We start from the raw sequence: 15995 nt of genomic DNA, 5'->3' as shown, positions 1-15995 counted from the left end.
TTCTTGACATGTGTCACCGGTGGATCAGCGACGTGGGTTGGCGGGCTTGGCTGCTGCTGGCAGCCCTGTCGGTGGCACTGTGGGCGCCGCCTGCGCGCGCCCAGGTGCTGGTGATCGACACCGCCGAACGTGCGCCGGTGCATGGCTCGCGGTCCGATGGCTCCCTCACCGCGCAGGCCGTGGCATTGCCGGATGTCTGGAACAAGCAGGGCCTGGAAGGCACCTGGCTCTACCACAGCACCTTCCATGTGCCCACCGAGGGCGTGCACGAAGCCTGGAGCCTGTACATCCCGCGCGCGGGCAACCGGTTCGAGGTGCAGCTGAACGGGCGCGCCGTCGGGCACTTCGGCTATTTTGCCGACGACACGTCGGACTACGCCCAGCAGCCGCACTACCTGGCGCTGCCGCGCGACTGGATCGTCCCGGGCGTGAACCGGCTGAGCCTGGTGGTGCAGGGCGAGCTGGGGCGCTTTGCCGGGGTTTCGATGCTGTATGTGGGGCCGGCGCACCAGGTGCGCCCGTTGTTCCTGCAGCGCGAGATGCTGCAGATCTGGGGCTCGTTCGTGACGGTGTTCACCGCGCTGGTGCTGGGCGCCATTTCAGCCGCGCTGGCCCGCATGACGCGGGACCGCACCATCGTGCTGTTTGCGCTGGCCTGCGCCTTCTGCGCGCTGCGCACCAGCTATGCGCTGGTGGTGACGCCGCCGTTCGACTACCGGCTGTGGGGCTGGCTGCTGGACACCTGCTACGCCGCGTACCTGGTGTGCCTGTGCTGCTTTGCCACGCAGGTTGCGGGCCATCGCTCCGGCGCCGTGCGGGTGGCGACGCTGACCCTGGTGGCCGCGACCGTGGTGCTGGTGCCGTTGCACGCCTTCGGCCGCATCGTGGCCGCCCGGCAGATCTGGACCATGCTGATGGTGATCTATGGCACGGGACTGTGTCTGTTGGTGGTGTACGCGTGGTACCGCAGGCGCACTGCGGTGAACGCCACACTGGCGATCGCCGGCTCGACCAGCGTGGCCCTGGCGGTCTACGACCATATCCTGGTGTTCTACAGCCCCACGGGCTATGGCGCGGTGGGCCTGGCACGCTTCTCGCTGCTGATCTTCATGTTGGCCATGGCCTGGATCCTGGTGCTGCGCTACATGGAGAAGGTGCGCCAGGAATCCGGGCTGCGCGCGCAGCTGGCAGACGACCTGGCGCGCAAGACGGCCGAACTGGCGGCGCAGTTCGAGGCGCGCCAGCAGCAGATCCTGCAGACCGCGCACCAGCACGAGCGCCAGCGCCTGATGCAGGACCTGCACGACAGCATGGGCTTTCAGTTGAGCGGCTTGCTGGCCATGGTGGAGCACGGCGACATCCAGCGCCACGCGCTGACGACGGAGGTGCGCACGACCATCGAGCAGATGCGCATGCTGGTGGACAGCGCGGACGATTTCGACGGCGACCTGGCCCAGCTGCTGGGCCATGTGCGCTACCGCATCCAGACCCGACTGCAGCGTTGCGGCATCGACCTGGACTGGCAGATGCAACTGGACGAGCGGTTGCCGCCGCTGGACCCGGCGCACGCGCTGACGCTGCAGCGGCTGATCTTCGAGCTGTGCACCAACGTCATCCGCCACGCGCGGGCGCGCCGGGTGACGGTGCGCATTGCCCATGGCGCCGCGCCACGGCGTGTGCTGATGCTGTCGTTCCAGGACGACGGCATCGGCTACTGCCCGGTGGCCACCAGGCCCGGCGTGGGTAGTGCGTCGCTGCGCCGGCGCATCGAGGAGCTGGGCGGCGCGCTGGCGCTGGACAGCAGCGGGCAGCGCGGCACGGCCTACGCCATCGAGCTGCCGCTGGCACCATGACGGCCGGGCGCACGGCGCGCCCTCGGCAGCCATGGCGCCCTTGGGGCATCATGCGCGGCTCGCCTTCGACTGCCCTGATGAATCCAACTTCCGCGACCCCGACCTCCTCCCCCTGGCTCGTGGCCAACCTTGTAGCCCAGCTGGCGTTCGGCCTGTTGGCGATGACCATCTGCCTGCCTTCCATGCAGGACTGGCCGGCCATGTTCGACGCCACGCGGGCACAGGTGCAGATCGGCTTTGCCGGCTACGTGGCGGCCTATGGTGTGCTGCAGCTGGTGTATGGGGCGCTGTCCGACCGCGTGGGCCGCAAGCCGGTGCTGCTGGTGGGTCTGGTGCTGGCGTTCGCAGGCTCGGTGGCGGCGGCACTGGCCACCAGCCTGTGGGCTCTGAACCTGGCGCGCGTGGTGCAGGGCGCCGGCTGCGCGGCCGGCATGGTGATCGGCCGCGCCATCGTGCAGGACGTGTTCGTCGGCGCCGAGCGCACCCGCGTGATGGCCTTCATCGGCATGATGATGGGCCTGTGTCCGCCGGCCGCCATGCTGCTGGGCGGCCAGTTGCACACGCGGGTCGGCTGGCAGGCCAGCTTTGTGCTGATGGCGGCGCTGGCGGTGCTGCTGTTCGTGGCCGCCTGGTACGGCTTGCCGTCCACGCGGCCCGGCGCCGCAGCCCGTGCCGGCGGCTGGCGCGCCTTGCGGGCCGGCTATGCGCGGCTGCTGCGCGAGCCCTCGTTCGTGCTGTACGTGACCATCCTGGCGCTGACCTCGGCGTCGTTCTACACCTTCCTCGGCGGTGCGCCCATCGTGCTGGCCGGCTACGGCGTGCGGCCCGAGCACATCGGCCTGTACGTGATGACCCCGCCCGTGGCCTATGTGTTTGGCAACCTGCTGACACAGCGCCTGCTGCGCCATGGCAAAAGCGACGCCTTCCTCATGAAGATCGGGCAGGCCAGCACGCTGTGCGGCATCGTCATCGTGCTGGGCTTCGGCCTGGCCGGCATGCACACGCCGCTGACGCTGGCGTTGCCCCTGCTCTTGATGGGCATCGGCAACGGCCTGCTGCTGCCGCCCGCGCTGACCGGCACCGTGGGCCTGGTGCCGGCGCTGGCCGGCTCCGCCGCAGCTGTCGCGGGGCTGATGCAACAGCTGGTGGGCTCCATCGGCGGCTTCGTCGTCGGCCTGGTGCCGCTGCAGGGGCCGGTGTGGATGGCGCTGTTGATGCTGTCGTTCTGCACGCTCAGCTGCGTGGCGCAGGCACTGCTGCTGCGCGGGGGGCGCTGAGGGCGCCTCACGCGGGCGGGCCTGCGCTACGTGCGTGGTCGCACCGCCGCCCGGGCGCCGGTGGCCCCTGCGCAGTGGCGCATGAACCCCTGCGTGGCCGGGCCGAGGTGCTTGGCGCGGTGCACCACCATGGCCAGTTGGCGCGTGGCCGTGGGCAGCCGGTTGCGCAGCTCGACCAGCCAACGCTCTGACAGCGCGGACGCGGCGGTTGGGCGCGAGAGGCAACCCAACCCGGCGCCGGCCGCCACCAGCCGCTTGATGGCCTCGGTGCTGCCCAGTTCGTGGACCACATCGAAACGATCCAGGTGCGCAAGCAGCCAGGCATCGGTCGCCTGGCGCGTGCCGGAACCGCGCTCACGCACGATCCAGCTCGCCTCGGACAGTTGACGCGCCGTCGCCACGCGACCGGCCAGCGGGTGTGAGGGCGCCGCCACCACCACCAGCTCATCGTTGCGCCACGCATGCGTGACCAGATCGGGGTGGGTCTGCGGCCCTTCGATGAAACCGACGTCCACCTCGAAGCCCGCCACGGCGCCGATGACGTCCTGCGTGTTGGCGATGCGCAGCCGGATGCGGCTGGCCGGGTGCAAGCGCGACCATTGCGCCACCAGTTCGGGCAGCAGGTATTCGCCGATGGTGAAGCTGGCCGCCACATGCAGCGGCGCCGCGTGCTCGCCGGTGAACAGGGCCTGCACTTCGGCCGCCTGCTCCAGCAGCCGCTGCGCGCGCGGCAGCAGGGCACGCCCGTTCTCGTTGATCAGCAGGCGCCGGCCGACGCGATCGAACAGCGCCGCACCCAGCGCTGTCTCCAGGTCGGCCAACGCGGCGCTGGCGGCCGACTGCGAACGCGCCACGCGCTCGGCTGCGGCGCGCGTCGAACCCTCGCGGGCGGTGGCGACGAACACTTCCAGCTGGCGCAGATGCAGCCGCAGCCGGGTGTCTTGCTGACCTGTTTTATCGATCATCGTAAGAAATATTATCGACTTTCCTGTTTGGTTCGGGCTGCCTAGGATCTACCCACCCCACGCACTGCAAGAGGTCGGCCCGCATGTTCAAGTTCCTCTCGCCCGAGCCCGTCCATGACCCGCTGGCCGCCCCGACGCCCACCGACGCGACGACGGTAAAGACGACGACCTGCTACATGTGCGCCTGCCGCTGCGGCATCCGCGTGCACCTGCGCGAGGGCGAGCAGGGCCCCGAGCTGCGCTACATCGACGGCAACCCCAACCACCCGCTGAACAAGGGGGTGATCTGCGCCAAGGGGTCGGCCGGGATCATGAAGCAGTACTCGCCGGCGCGGCTCACGCAGCCGCTCAGGCGCAAGCGGGGCGCTGAGCGCGGTGCAGGCGAGTTCGAGCCGATCTCGTGGGACGAAGCCATGGCGCTGATGACCGAGCGTCTTGCCAGGATCCGCGCGACCGATCCCAAGAAGTTCGCGCTGTTCACCGGTCGCGACCAGATGCAGGCGCTGACAGGGCTGTTCGCGCGCCAGTTCGGCACGCCCAACTACGCGGCGCATGGCGGCTTCTGCTCGGTGAACATGGCGGCCGGCATGATCTACACCATCGGTGGCAGCTTCTGGGAATTCGGCGGGCCGGACCTGGAGCGGGCCAAGCTGTTCGTGATGATCGGCACCGCCGAGGACCACCACAGCAACCCGATGAAGATGGCGCTCGGCAAGTTCAAACGCGATGGCGGCCGCTTCATCTCGATCAACCCGATCCGCACCGGTTACTCGGCGATTGCCGACGAGTGGATTCCCATCAAGCCCGGCACCGACGGCGCCCTGCTCATGGCGCTGCTGCACGAACTGTTCGCCAGCGACCTGATCGACCACGACTTCCTCAAGCGGTTCACGAACGCGCCGCAGCTCGTGGTGCTGGACGACTGCGACCGGGAGGGTATGTTCGCGTTCGACCCCGATCCCACGAAAGGCCCACCCGGCGACGGCCGCCACCCGCACAACAAGCTGATCTGGTGCAAGAACAGCGGGCGTGCGCTGAACGCCTACCCGGAGGGCATTGCCGACGGCTGCGACCCAGCGCTGGAAGGCCACTACACCTTGGAAGACGGCACGCGCGTGGCGCCCTCGTTCCAGCTGCTGCGCGAGCGCGTGGCAACCTGCACGCCGGAGTGGGCCGAGGGCATCACCGGCATCCCGGCAGAGCGCATCCGCCAACTGGCGCGCGAAATGGGCGAGACCGCGATGCACCAGGCCTTCGAGCTCCCCATCCCCTGGGAAGACGCCTGGGGCAAGCAGCACGCCACCACCATCGGCCGGCCCGTGGCCTTCCACGCCATGCGCGGCCTGGCGGCGCATTCCAACGGTTTTCAGACCGTGCGCGCACTGGCCGTGCTGATGAGCGCGCTCGGCACCATCGACCGGCCGGGCGGTTTTCGCCACAAGGCGCCGTATCCGCGGCACATCGTGCCGAACTACCGGGCCTTCAACGACCCGGCCATGATCCAGCCGAACACGCCACTGAACGCGGCGCCGCTGGGCTTTCCGGCCAACCCGGACGAGCTGGCGATCTACCCCGACGGCTCACCGATCCGCATCGACCATGCCTTCTCGTGGGAGCACCCGCTGTCGGCGCACGGGATGATGCACAACGTCATCACCAACGCCGCGCGCGGCGACCCGTACCGGCTCGACACGCTGATGATCTTCATGGCCAACATGGCCTGGAACAGCAGCATGAACACCTCGGGCGTGCGCGAGATGCTGAACAGGAAGGACGAGAAGGGCAACTACCAGATCCCGTTCCTGATCGTGTGCGACGCGTTCCAGAGCGAGACCGTGGCCTTTGCCGACCTGGTGCTGCCCGACACCACCTACCTGGAGCGGCACGACGTGATGAGCATGCTGGACCGGCCGATCTCCGAGTTCGAAGGGCCGGTGGATTCGGTGCGCGTGCCGGTGCTGCCGCCCACGGGGCAATGCCGGCCCTTTCAGGAGGTGTTGATTGAGCTGGGCTCGCGCCTGAAGTTTCCGGCCTTCACCACGGCCGAGGGCGGCCGCAAGTTCAAGGACTACCCGGACTTCGTCGTCAACTTCCAGCCGGCGCCGGGCATCGGCTTTCTGCTGGGCTGGCGCGGCAAGGACGGCACGGACCATCTGCGCGGCGAACCCAACCCGAAACAGTGGGAGATGTACGCGCAGAACAACTGCGTGTTCCAGTACCACATGCCAGAGGGCATGCACTACATGCGCAACTGGAACCGCGCCTACCTGGACTTCGCCAAGGACAAAGGCTGGCGCCAGAAGAACGACCCGGTGCAGCTCGCGCTGTACAGCGACACGCTGCAGAGCTTCCGCCTTGCGGCCCAGGGCAAGACCGCAGGCCGCCAGCCGCCCGCGCACCTGCGCGAGCGCATCGCGACCTACTTCGACCCGCTGCCGTTCTGGTATGCGCCGCTGGAAGAGGCCGCGACCGATCTCAAGGGCTACCCGCTCAATGCGGTCACGCAGCGGCCCATGGCCATGTACCACTCCTGGGACTCGCAGAACGCCTGGCTGCGTCAGATCCACAGCCACAACTACCTGCACGTGAACCCCAAGACCGCGCAGGCTGCCGGCATCGCCGACGGAGGTTGGTGCTGGGTGGAGAGTCCGTGGGGCAAGGTGCGCTGCATGCTGCGCTTCAGCGAGGCGGTGGAGCCCGGCACGGTGTGGACCTGGAACGCCATCGGCAAGGCCGACAGCGCCTGGCAGCTCGCGCCCGGTGCGGACGAGGCGCGCAAGGGCTTTCTGCTGAACCACCTGATCCGTGAGGAGCTGCCGTGTGCGGGAACGCCGGCCGGCACCATCAGCAACTCGGACCCGATCACCGGCCAGGCCGGCTGGTACGACGTGCGGGTGCGCATACGGCCCGCAGCGCCCGACGAAGCGCAGGAGACGTATCCGCAATTCGCAGGCACGCCAGCGGCCCCCGGCGTGCTGGGCAAGGCGCAACGCGTGCTGGCCTACTTTGCAGGAGCAAAAAAATGAACTCCATCGGCACCGTTTTGCAATGCAATGGCGCTACAGGGAGCGCTCGCTTGCCCTCGGGCGACCGGAGAGCGCGGTCATGATCCAGTGGCTCAAAGATCTGCTGCAGCCCCACGCCTTGGCGAGCACCGAATCCCCTGGCCCGCGCGCGGGCCAGGGCGGTGCCCCAGTGGCCCGCGCCAGTGCCCGCAAGAGCGCCCGTTGGCAGCCCGGCGACACGCTGGCCAAACAGCTCGCGCTCGTCATCGACCTGAATGTTTGCGTCGGCTGCCACGCCTGTGTGACCTCATGCAAGGAGTGGAACACCTCGGGCTCCGCCGGCCCGCTGGCCGACCAACGTGCCTACGGGGCCGACCCCACCGGCACCTTCTTCAACCGCGTGCAGACCTACGAGGCCGGCGTGTTTCCGTTGACGGACACGGTGCACTTCCCCAAGAGCTGCCTGCACTGCGAAGACCCGCCCTGCGTGCCGGTCTGTCCCACTGGCGCAAGCTACAAGCGCGCCGAAGACGGCATCGTGCTGGTCGACTACGACAAGTGCATCGGGTGCAAGTACTGCGCCTGGGCCTGCCCCTATGGCGCGCGCGAGCTGGACGAGGAACGCCAGGTCATGACGAAGTGCACGCTGTGCGTCGACCGCGTGTACGACCAGAAGCTGGCCGAGGAAGACCGCAAGCCCGCCTGCGTGAAGGCCTGCCCGACGAATGCGCGCTTGTTCGGTGATGTGAAAGACCCGAACAGTGACGTCTCCGTTGCGATTCGCGAGCGCGGCGGCTACGCGCTGATGCCCGAGTGGGAGACCCTGCCCGCCAATCAATACCTGCCGCGCCGCATCACGCAGGTTGCCGGGCAGGGCCCGGGGGCGCAGCCATGAACCCGGCCATGTCCGTCGTGGTGTTCACCGTCGTCGCCGGCGCCGCCCAGGGCCTGGTGGTGGCGTTGGCCATCGCCACGCTGGCGGGGGTGGGCATGGCGCGCGGCTTCGTGTCGGGTGCGCTGCTGTTGGCCAGCGCGATGGCCACCGTCGGCCTGCTGTCGTCGTTCGGTCACCTGGGCCGCAAGGAACGCGCCTGGCGTGCCGTGCTGATGTGGCGCACGTCGTGGCTGTCGCGCGAATGCCTGGTGCTGCCGGCCTTCATCGGCTGGACGCTGCTGTGGCGGGCGCTGCTGCCGGACGCCGCCGCGGGGCCTGCGTGGCTGCAGGGCGGCGATGCGGCGGCCACCTGGCTGCAAGGTGGCGATGCGGCAGCCACCTGGCTGCACGGCAGTGAAGCGGCGGCCATCTGGCTGCCGGTGGGCGCCCTGGTGCTGGCAGCGCTGCTGTGGCTGTGCACGGCGATGATTTACGCCTGCCTGCGCTTCATCCAGGAGTGGGCGCAGCCGCTCACGCTGGTGAATTTCACGCTGATCGGCCTGGGCTCGGGCCTGCTGCTGGCCAGTGCGCTGGCGGCCGGCGCCGGCGAGGCGGCCCTGCTGCGCATGACAGGGCCGGCGGCGCTGGTCGTGCTGCTGGCCGCGCTGGTGGCGCGTGCCATCACACTGGCGCGCAATGCGAAGCTGAAACCGAAGTCCACGCTGCACAGCGCCACCGGCATCCGCACACCGCAGCTGGTGCAGAAGTCCATGGGCATGTCGGCCGGGGCGTTCAACACGCGCGAGTTCTTCCACGGCCGCACGGCATCCTTCCTGAAGAACCTGAAGTGGCTGTTCCTGCTGTGCGCATTCGTGCTGCCGGCGCTGTGTGCGGCCTGGGCCCTGGCCGGGGGGCCGGCTGGCGCCTGGGCGCTGGCCGTCGCCCTGCAGGTGCCGGGGCTGTTGGCCGAGCGCTGGTTCTTCTTCGCGCAGGCGCGGCACCCGCAGAACCTGTACTACCAGGTCGTCTCGTGACCGGCCGCTCAGGACGCCTGGGCGGGCGGGCCGGTGGTGCCCCGCACCAGCAACTCGAAAGGCAGCAGCGACTGCTGTGCAATCGGTTTGCCGGCCAGCGTGCTGAGCAGTTGCGCCGCAGCGATGCTGCCCAGGTCGTGCGTGGGCAGGCTGATGGTGGTCAGGCCCGGATTCATCTCGGCGGCCAGCTCATGGTTGTCGATGCCGCAGATCGACAGGTCTCCAGGCACGCGCAGGCCGCGCCGCTGCGCTTCGAGCAGTGCCCCGGCGGCCAGCAGATCGTTGCCGCAGACGATGGCCGTGGGCGCGGGCCGTGTAGCCAGCAGGGCGGCCAGCCCCAGGCGGCCGCCGCTGATGGCCAGGGCCTGCTCGCTCACCGCCGTGGCGGGCAGTTTCAGGCGCGCGGCCGCCAGCGTGTCGCGGACACCGGCCACCCGCGCGCGGGCACGGTCGTTGTGGGCAGTGAAGCCGGTGATCATCGCGATGCGCCGGTGCCCTTGCTCCAGCAGATGCCGGGTGGCCAGCGCGGCGATGGCATGGTTGTCAAAGCCCACCGAGGGCAAGCGCGGGTCGCAGGCCCAGGTCAGCAGCACCGGGTTGCCCCAGCTCTGCAGCGCCTTCCAGGCCGCAGCGGCACGCTCGGCGCCCACCAGCACCAGTGCGTCCACGCCACGCTGCTGCAGGGCCTGCACCAGTGCCATCTCCTGCCCAGGGTCGTAGTTGTGGCTGGCCACCAGCAGCTGGTAGCCGGCTTCGGCCAGCGCCACCTGCAGCGCGTGCGTGCTGCGCGCGAAGATGGCGTAGTCCAGCGTCGGGATCACACAGCCCACCGTGCGGGTGCGCCCCGAGGCCAGCGCCCGACCGGCCGCGTCGGGCACATAGCCCAGTTTGGCAACCGCTTGCTGCACCAGATCGCGCGTCTGCGTGCTGACTCTGTCGGGCCGCGACAGGGCCCTGGACACCGTGGCCGTGGACATGCCCACCGCGTGGGCGACATCTTCGATGCGAATCCGGTTGCGCATGCGTGGATCGTCCTGAAAAGTAGCTCAATGATGCAAGCGCATACGTTGCAAAGTGTAGGTGCCCGACGGGATCTTCCTGTCGTTTTCCCTAGAAAGGGTCCACTCCCAAGTAACGCGCGTTGACACGGAAATGCAAGGCCCTGCAAAATAATGGCAAGCGCTTACATGACTTTGCGCTGTCACAACAATGGAGACATGCTAAGCGATGGCTACTCAACGTTCTCGGACGATCGGCCCCTCGCGCCGCACCCTGGTGGGCCTGGCCACGGTAGCGCTTGCCTTGCTGGCGTGGTGGGTGCTCACGGCCGCCACCGGCATCGTGTCGGCAGCGCGCTTTCCAACGCCTGCCGAGGTGGGCGTCGCGCTCAGCCAGATCGTGCGCGAGGGCTATGGCAACGGGCGGCTGCACCAGCATGTACTGCAAAGCCTGCGCCTGGTGGCCATGGGCTTCGGCGTGGCGGTGCTGGTCGGCGTGCCGCTGGGTCTGCTGATGGGCTATTCGCGGCGGGCCGAGGCGTTCTTGAACCCGGCCTTCCTGCTGTTGCGCCCGATCCCGCCGCTGGCGTGGATCCCGTTGGCCATCGTCTGGCTGGGCCTGGGTGACACGGCCAAGATCCTGGTGATCTTCGTGGCGGCCTTCGTGCCGTCGGTGATCAACAGCTACACCGGCGTGCGCAACATCGAGGTGCCGGTGATGGAGGCCACGCGCATGCTGGGCGTGCGCGGCTGGCCGCTGGTGCGCGAGGTGCTGGTGCCGGGTTCCTTCCCGATGATCTTCACCGGCTTGCGGCTGTCGTTGCAGGCCAGCTGGACGACGCTGGTGGCGGCCGAACTCATCGGCGCGCTGTATGGGCTGGGCAGCATCCTGAACCAGGGCGCGCAAGACATCTACCCGGCCATGATCCTGGTGGCCATGGCGTGCGTGGCGGTCTGCGGCGGGGCCACCACGGCGCTGTTGGCGCGGCTGGAAGGGCGCGTCATGCCCTGGCGCGTCGGGAGGGTGGCAGCATGAAGCGACTGTCCTTGCTGGGCGCGCTGAGCTTCCTGGCGATCTGGTACCTGGCTGCCATCCTGCATCTGGCGCCGCCCCAGTTCCTGCCGATGCCCCACACGGTGCTGGGGCGGCTGGCACAGCTGGCTGTCGAGCCGTTCTCGGGCTACACCTTGTGGCAGCACATGGCATCGAGCCTGCAGCGCTTCGCCATGGGCTTCGGGCTGGCCGTCCTGGTCGGCGTGCCGCTGGGCCTGCTGATGGGCTGGTTCCGCTGGCTGGACGACATCGTCTCGCCGCTGTTCGACGGTCTGCGCTTCATTGCGCCAGTGGCCTGGGTGCCGTTTGCCGCGCTGTGGTTCGGCACCGGCATCGGCGGGCCGACGCTGATCATCTTCGCCGGTGCGTTTCCGCCGTGTGTCATCAACGCCTACCGCGGTGCGCGCGGCGTCGATCTGCGCTACCTGGAGGCGGCCGCCATGCTGGGCGTGGGCAACATGCGCACGATCACCGAGGTGCTGTTCCCGGCGGCCGTGCCCAGCATCATCGCCGGCCTGCGCATTGCCGCTGGCCTGGGCTGGATGTCGCTGGTGGGGGCCGAGCTGATCGTGGCCTCCAGCGGCATGGGCTACCTGATCGTCAAGGGGCAGAGCGCGATCGCCACCGACGTCGTCATGGCCGGCATGTTGGCCATCGGCATGGTCGGCGTGCTGATCGACCTGGCGCTGCGGCGCATCGAGGCGCACCTGCTGCGCCACCGCACCGCCCACTGACGACGCGCATCAAATCTTGACCGGAACCGTCCCATGAGCACCATCGAATTCACCCAGATCGGCCGCGTGTTCGAGCGCGACGGCAAACCCGTTCCCATCATCGAGGGCTTCGACCTGACCGTGCGCGACCAGGAGTTCGTGGCCGTCGTCGGCCCCTCGGGCTGCGGCAAGACCACCTGCATGCGCATGGCGGCGGGCCTGGAGTTTCCGACCTCCGGCAGCCTCAAGGTATCCGGCAAGCCGGTCACCAAGCCCGGGCCGGAACGCGCCGTCGTGTTCCAGCAGTTCGCGCTGTTCCCCTGGAAGTCCGTGTACGACAACATCGACTTCGGGCTGCGTGCGCTGCGCCTGCCGTCCGAGCAGCGGCACGAGACCATCACCCGCTACATCGCGCTGATGAATCTGAAAGGGTACGAGTCGGCCTATCCGCACCAGCTGTCCGGCGGCATGCAGCAGCGCGTGGCGATCGCTCGGGCCTACGCGCTCGACCCGGACGTGCTGCTGATGGACGAGCCCTTCGGCGCCCTGGACGCGCAAACGCGCGTGGTCATGCAGGAGGAGCTGGTCAAGTTGGCGCGCAAGCACCCGCGCACCGTGCTGTTCATCACCCACGCGGTGGAAGAGGCGGTCTACCTGGCCGATCGCGTGGTGATCATGGCCGCGCGGCCGGGCCGGGTGAAGGAGATCCTGGACATCAAGACCGTGCGCGAGGCCGACCATTGGGACCGCCATGCCCGCATCGAAGACGTGATGGATCTCGAATCCTTTGTCCACCTGCGCACCCGCATCTGGAAATCGCTGCGCGAGGAACACGCGGGCGTCGACCACTGAGCGTTCAGCGCCGCAACCTGACTGCACCCCCACGCCACCCCAAGGAGACTTCACCATGCTGCACCGCCCCCTGAAGACATTCGCCGCCCTGGCCCTGGCACTGGGCATGTCCGCCACTGCGCTGGCGCAGGCGCTCACGCCGATCAAGATCAGCTACCAGCCGGCGCTGTACTGGGCGCTGCCGTTCCATGTGGCCACCGAGAAGGGCTGGTGGAAGGAGGTCGGCCTGCAGCCGGAGTTCAGCACCTTCCCTGCCGGCGTGCCGCAGATCGCCTCGGCCGCAGCCAAGTCGTGGGACGTGGGGGGCACCGGCTCCGTGCCGGCCGTGCTGGGCCATGTGCGCTTCGGCATCAAGACCATCGGCATCACCAACGACGAATCCGCCGGCAACGCGCTGGTCGGCAGCGCCAAGAAGGCCGCCGAGTTCGCCAAGGATCCAGCGGCGGCGCTGCGTGGCCAGACCGTCACGCTGACGCAGAACTCGACGGCCGACTTCGCCATCCAGTCGTGCCTGAAAAAGTACGGTCTGAAGAAGTCGGACCTGGTCTTCAAGAACATGGGCCAGGCCGAGATCATCTCGGCGCTGTCGTCGGCCAACACCGACCTGGCCGGCCTGTGGGCGCCGAACACCTACACCGTGGAGGAGAAGGCCGGCGCCAAGGTGCTGTGCAGCGGTGCCGACAGCGGCGCCATGGTGCCGGGGGCCCTGATCGCGCGTGGTGACTATGCCAAGGAGAACCCGCAGAACGTGGCCAGGTTCCTGGCCGTGTACCTGCGTGCCTGGCACTGGATGGCGGCCAACAAGCCGCAGGCGCTGGCGATGATGAAGGACTTCTATGCCAAGGGCGGCGTGGCGATCAGCGAGGCGTCGATGAAAAAAGAGTTCGACAGCCGGCCGACCTTCGACCTGGCCGCGCAGCTCAAGCAGATGGACCGCAGCGCTGGCACTTCGCAGATGGACGCGTGGTTCGCGCAGATCGCCGTGTTCATGCGCGAGACCGGCGCACTGCCCAGCATTCCGCAGGTGCAGGACTTCATCACCGGCGAATACATGGCCCTGGTGCAGGCCGACCCCAAGCTGCGCGATTTCGCCAGCGGCAAGTAGGCATCGAGCCCCCCGATCCTCACACCCTGGCGCAGCCGGGTGGCAGGCAGCGCTTTGCCCCGTTTTTCGACGATTGGAGAGACCCCGTGACCATTCAGTACCTCAAGAAGGCCGACAAGACACCCGATTCCGAAACCGCCACGGCACAGCAGGTGGTTGGCGAAATGCTCGCCAGCATCGAGCGCGAAGGCGAGCAGGCCGTGCGCCGCTACGCCAAAACGCTGGACAAATGGGAGGGCGAGTTCATCGTCACCCGCGCCCAGCTCGACACCAACGCCGCGCAGGTGCCGGCCGAGGTGCGGGCCGACATCGACTTCGCCATCCGGCAGGTCTACGACTTCGCGCGCGCGCAGCGCAATTCGCTGGGCGACTTCGCCACCACGCTGCACCCCGGCGTGACCGCCGGGCAGCGTGTGCTGCCGGTCAATGTCGCGGGCTGCTATGCGCCGGCGGGTCGTTACGCGCACATTGCCTCGGCCTACATGGGCGTGGCCACGGCCAAGGCGGCCGGGGTCGGCACCATCATTGCCTGCTCCGGCCCGTTCCGCGGCGGCCCCATGCATCCCTACCTGATGTATGCCTTCGACAAGGCCGGTGCCGACGTGATCCTCACGCTCGGCGGCGTGCAGGCCATCGCGACCATGGCCTATGGCCTGTTCACCGGCAAGCCGGCCGATGTGATCGTGGGACCTGGCAACAAGTTCGTGGCCGAGGCCAAGCGCACGCTGTTCGGCAAAGTGGGCATCGACGTGTTTGCCGGCCCATCCGAGGTGGCGGTGATCGCCGACGACAGCGCCGACCCGGCGGTGGTCGCGGCCGACCTGGTCGGACAGGCCGAGCATGGCCACGAATCGCCGGCCTGGCTGTTCACGACCAGCGAGCGCGTGGCGCGCGAAGTCATGGCGCGCATGGAGCCGCTGATCGCAGCGCTGCCCCCGACGGCCCGCGATGCGGCCGCCAGCGCCTGGCGCGACTACGGTGAGGTGGTGCTGTGCAGCACGCGCGAAGAGGTGGTGCAGGTCTCCGACCGCTATGCCAGTGAACACCTGGAGGTGCACGCGCAGGCGCTGGACTGGTGGCTGGAGCACCTCACCTGCTATGGCTCGCTGTTCCTGGGTGAGGAGACCACCGTGGCCTATGGCGACAAGGCCAGCGGCCCCAACCATGTGCTGCCCACCAAGGGGGCGGCGCGCTATTCCGGCGGGCTGTCGGTGCACAAGTTCATGAAGACGCTGACCTGGCAGCGCATGACGCGCGAGGCCGCGCGCGACATCGGCCTGGTGACCGCACGCATCTCGCGCCTGGAGGGCATGGAGGCCCACGCCCGCACCGCCGACGAGCGCCTGGCCAAGTACTTCCCGGGCCAGACGTTCAACGTGGGCGAGCCGGTCGCGGTATGAGCGACGCGGAGGTATCCCAGTGAGCGACGTACCGGCACACCCCGGGCCAGCGCGCACCGATCGTGCCGCCGCTGAGGCGCCCATGCGCATCGCGCGGCTGTTCGACCTGCGCGGCCGCACCGCGCTGGTGACGGGCGGCAACTCCGGCATCGGCGAGGCGATCGCGCTGGCGCTGGGCCTGGCGGGCGCCCGCGTGGTGCTGATGGCGCGCCGTACCGATGCATTGGCCGAGGCGGCAGGCCGCCTGCAGGCAGCAGGGCTGGCCGGCGATGCGGTGGCCAGCGTGGCCTGCGATCTGTCGGACCTGGACGGCGCCCAGCAGGGCGCGCAGGCCGCGCTGGCGCTGGGGCCGGTGGACATCCTCGTCAACGCGGCCGGCGTGAATCTGCGCGAGCCCTTCGAGGCCGTCAGCCCGGCGACCTGGCAGACGCAGTTGAACCTGCACCTGGGCGCGCCGTTCTTCCTGACGCAGGCGCTGGCGCCAGCCATGGCCGTGCGTGGCTGGGGCCGCATCCTCAATATCGCCAGCCTGCAAAGCTCGCGCGCCTTTGCCAACAGCGCGCCGTATGGCGCCGCCAAGGGCGGGGTGACGCAGCTCACGCGGGCCATCGCGCAGGAATGGTCGGGCCGCGGCATCAACTGCAACGCCATCGGGCCGGGCTTCTTCCCGACGGCGCTGACCGCGCCCGTGTTCGGCAATGCAGCGCTGACGCAGCAGCACGCCGCAAGCACCTGCATCGGCCGAAACGGTGAGTTGCGCGACCTGCATGGTGTGGCGGTGTTTCTGGCCAGCGACGCGTCGGCCTACATCACCGGCCAGACCCTCATGGTCGACGGCGGCTTCACCGCCAGATGAGGCAGCACG

At 68.9% G+C, this 15995-nt stretch carries 13 protein-coding genes; 11 read left to right on the top strand and 2 right to left on the bottom strand.

Annotation, left to right across the window (positions count from 1 at the left end):
- Positions 1–8 precede the first annotated feature (8 nt).
- Together AC099J_RS12355 and AC099J_RS12350 are read left to right on the top strand one after the other, a co-directional pair.
- Positions 9–1853 carry a sensor histidine kinase gene (locus AC099J_RS12355; RefSeq protein ID WP_479615554.1) on the top strand — a complete coding sequence of 615 codons (1845 nt, stop codon included), beginning with the start codon at positions 9–11 and terminating at the stop codon, positions 1851–1853.
- Positions 1854–1972: 119 nt separating this feature from the next.
- Positions 1973–3130 carry an MFS transporter gene (locus AC099J_RS12350; RefSeq protein ID WP_479615553.1) on the top strand — a complete coding sequence of 386 codons (1158 nt, stop codon included), beginning with the start codon at positions 1973–1975 and terminating at the stop codon, positions 3128–3130.
- Positions 3131–3156: 26 nt separating this feature from the next.
- Here the strand turns inward: AC099J_RS12350 and AC099J_RS12345 are convergent, their stop codons facing one another.
- Positions 3157–4095, bottom strand: coding sequence for a LysR family transcriptional regulator (locus tag AC099J_RS12345; protein WP_479615552.1), 939 nt, complete (start codon positions 4093–4095; stop codon positions 3157–3159).
- Between the two features lie 83 nt (positions 4096–4178).
- Here AC099J_RS12345 and AC099J_RS12340 point away from each other — a divergent pair, with 83 nt between their 5' ends.
- From AC099J_RS12340 to AC099J_RS12330, 3 genes are all read left to right on the top strand, one after another.
- Positions 4179–7121: a molybdopterin oxidoreductase family protein gene (locus AC099J_RS12340; RefSeq protein WP_479615551.1), complete on the top strand. Its 2943-nt coding sequence runs from the start codon at positions 4179–4181 to the stop codon at positions 7119–7121.
- A gap of 79 nt (positions 7122–7200) precedes the next feature.
- A complete protein-coding gene (locus AC099J_RS12335; protein WP_479615550.1) occupies positions 7201–7995 on the top strand; it encodes a 4Fe-4S dicluster domain-containing protein in 795 nt (264 codons plus the stop codon).
- Positions 7992–9008: a dimethyl sulfoxide reductase anchor subunit family protein gene (locus AC099J_RS12330; RefSeq protein ID WP_479615549.1), complete on the top strand. Its 1017-nt coding sequence runs from the start codon at positions 7992–7994 to the stop codon at positions 9006–9008. Before AC099J_RS12335 ends, AC099J_RS12330 begins: the two co-directional genes overlap by 4 nt.
- 8 nt (positions 9009–9016) lie before the next feature.
- On the opposite strand, the gene AC099J_RS12325 is transcribed toward AC099J_RS12330, so the two are convergent.
- Positions 9017–10030, bottom strand: a complete 1014-nt coding sequence (locus tag AC099J_RS12325) for a LacI family DNA-binding transcriptional regulator (RefSeq protein WP_479615548.1) — start codon at positions 10028–10030, stop codon at positions 9017–9019.
- A 205-nt stretch (positions 10031–10235) separates the two neighbouring features.
- Between AC099J_RS12325 and AC099J_RS12320 the strand changes: the two genes are divergently transcribed.
- The 6 genes from AC099J_RS12320 to AC099J_RS12295 all read left to right on the top strand — a co-directional run bounded on the left by AC099J_RS12320 (position 10236) and on the right by AC099J_RS12295 (position 15986).
- Positions 10236–11042, top strand: a complete 807-nt coding sequence (locus AC099J_RS12320) for an ABC transporter permease (RefSeq protein WP_479615547.1) — start codon at positions 10236–10238, stop codon at positions 11040–11042.
- A complete protein-coding gene (locus tag AC099J_RS12315) occupies positions 11039–11794 on the top strand; it encodes an ABC transporter permease (RefSeq protein ID WP_479615546.1) in 756 nt (251 codons plus the stop codon). Before AC099J_RS12320 ends, AC099J_RS12315 begins: the two co-directional genes overlap by 4 nt.
- A 33-nt stretch (positions 11795–11827) precedes the next feature.
- On the top strand, positions 11828–12625 hold the full coding sequence (locus AC099J_RS12310; RefSeq protein WP_479615545.1) for an ABC transporter ATP-binding protein: 798 nt from the start codon (positions 11828–11830) through the stop codon (positions 12623–12625).
- 55 nt (positions 12626–12680) lie between these two features.
- The gene (locus tag AC099J_RS12305) at positions 12681–13730 is read left to right on the top strand and encodes an ABC transporter substrate-binding protein (RefSeq protein ID WP_479615544.1); all 1050 of its coding nucleotides are present in this window, start codon (positions 12681–12683) and stop codon (positions 13728–13730) included.
- An 86-nt stretch (positions 13731–13816) separates the two neighbouring features.
- Complete coding sequence (gene hpsN, locus AC099J_RS12300) at positions 13817–15130, top strand: sulfopropanediol 3-dehydrogenase (protein WP_479615543.1); 1314 nt, start codon at positions 13817–13819, stop codon at positions 15128–15130.
- Between the two features lie 82 nt (positions 15131–15212).
- Positions 15213–15986, top strand: a complete 774-nt coding sequence (locus AC099J_RS12295; RefSeq protein WP_479615912.1) for an SDR family NAD(P)-dependent oxidoreductase — start codon at positions 15213–15215, stop codon at positions 15984–15986.
- The last annotated feature ends 9 nt before the right edge of the window (positions 15987–15995 follow it).

The organism is Rhodoferax sp. RT4P68, from assembly GCF_056521305.1.
This window is presented reverse-complemented; position numbering and strand designations above follow the sequence as displayed.

What these genes read in the sequence shown, in the direction of transcription:
- AC099J_RS12315 (WP_479615546.1), top strand. Translation starts at nt 11,039, where the DNA reads ATGAAGCGACTGTCCTTGCTGGGCGCGCTGAGCTTCCTGGCGATCTGG.
- AC099J_RS12320 (WP_479615547.1), top strand. Translation starts at nt 10,236, where the DNA reads ATGGCTACTCAACGTTCTCGGACGATCGGCCCCTCGCGCCGCACCCTG.
- AC099J_RS12310 (WP_479615545.1), top strand. Translation starts at nt 11,828, where the DNA reads ATGAGCACCATCGAATTCACCCAGATCGGCCGCGTGTTCGAGCGCGAC.
- AC099J_RS12295 (WP_479615912.1), top strand. Translation starts at nt 15,213, where the DNA reads ATGCGCATCGCGCGGCTGTTCGACCTGCGCGGCCGCACCGCGCTGGTG.
- AC099J_RS12330 (WP_479615549.1), top strand. Translation starts at nt 7,992, where the DNA reads ATGAACCCGGCCATGTCCGTCGTGGTGTTCACCGTCGTCGCCGGCGCC.
- AC099J_RS12345 (WP_479615552.1), bottom strand. Translation starts at nt 4,095, where the DNA reads ATGATCGATAAAACAGGTCAGCAAGACACCCGGCTGCGGCTGCATCTG.
- AC099J_RS12340 (WP_479615551.1), top strand. Translation starts at nt 4,179, where the DNA reads ATGTTCAAGTTCCTCTCGCCCGAGCCCGTCCATGACCCGCTGGCCGCC.
- AC099J_RS12355 (WP_479615554.1), top strand. Translation starts at nt 9, where the DNA reads ATGTGTCACCGGTGGATCAGCGACGTGGGTTGGCGGGCTTGGCTGCTG.
- AC099J_RS12305 (WP_479615544.1), top strand. Translation starts at nt 12,681, where the DNA reads ATGCTGCACCGCCCCCTGAAGACATTCGCCGCCCTGGCCCTGGCACTG.
- AC099J_RS12325 (WP_479615548.1), bottom strand. Translation starts at nt 10,030, where the DNA reads ATGCGCAACCGGATTCGCATCGAAGATGTCGCCCACGCGGTGGGCATG.
- AC099J_RS12335 (WP_479615550.1), top strand. Translation starts at nt 7,201, where the DNA reads ATGATCCAGTGGCTCAAAGATCTGCTGCAGCCCCACGCCTTGGCGAGC.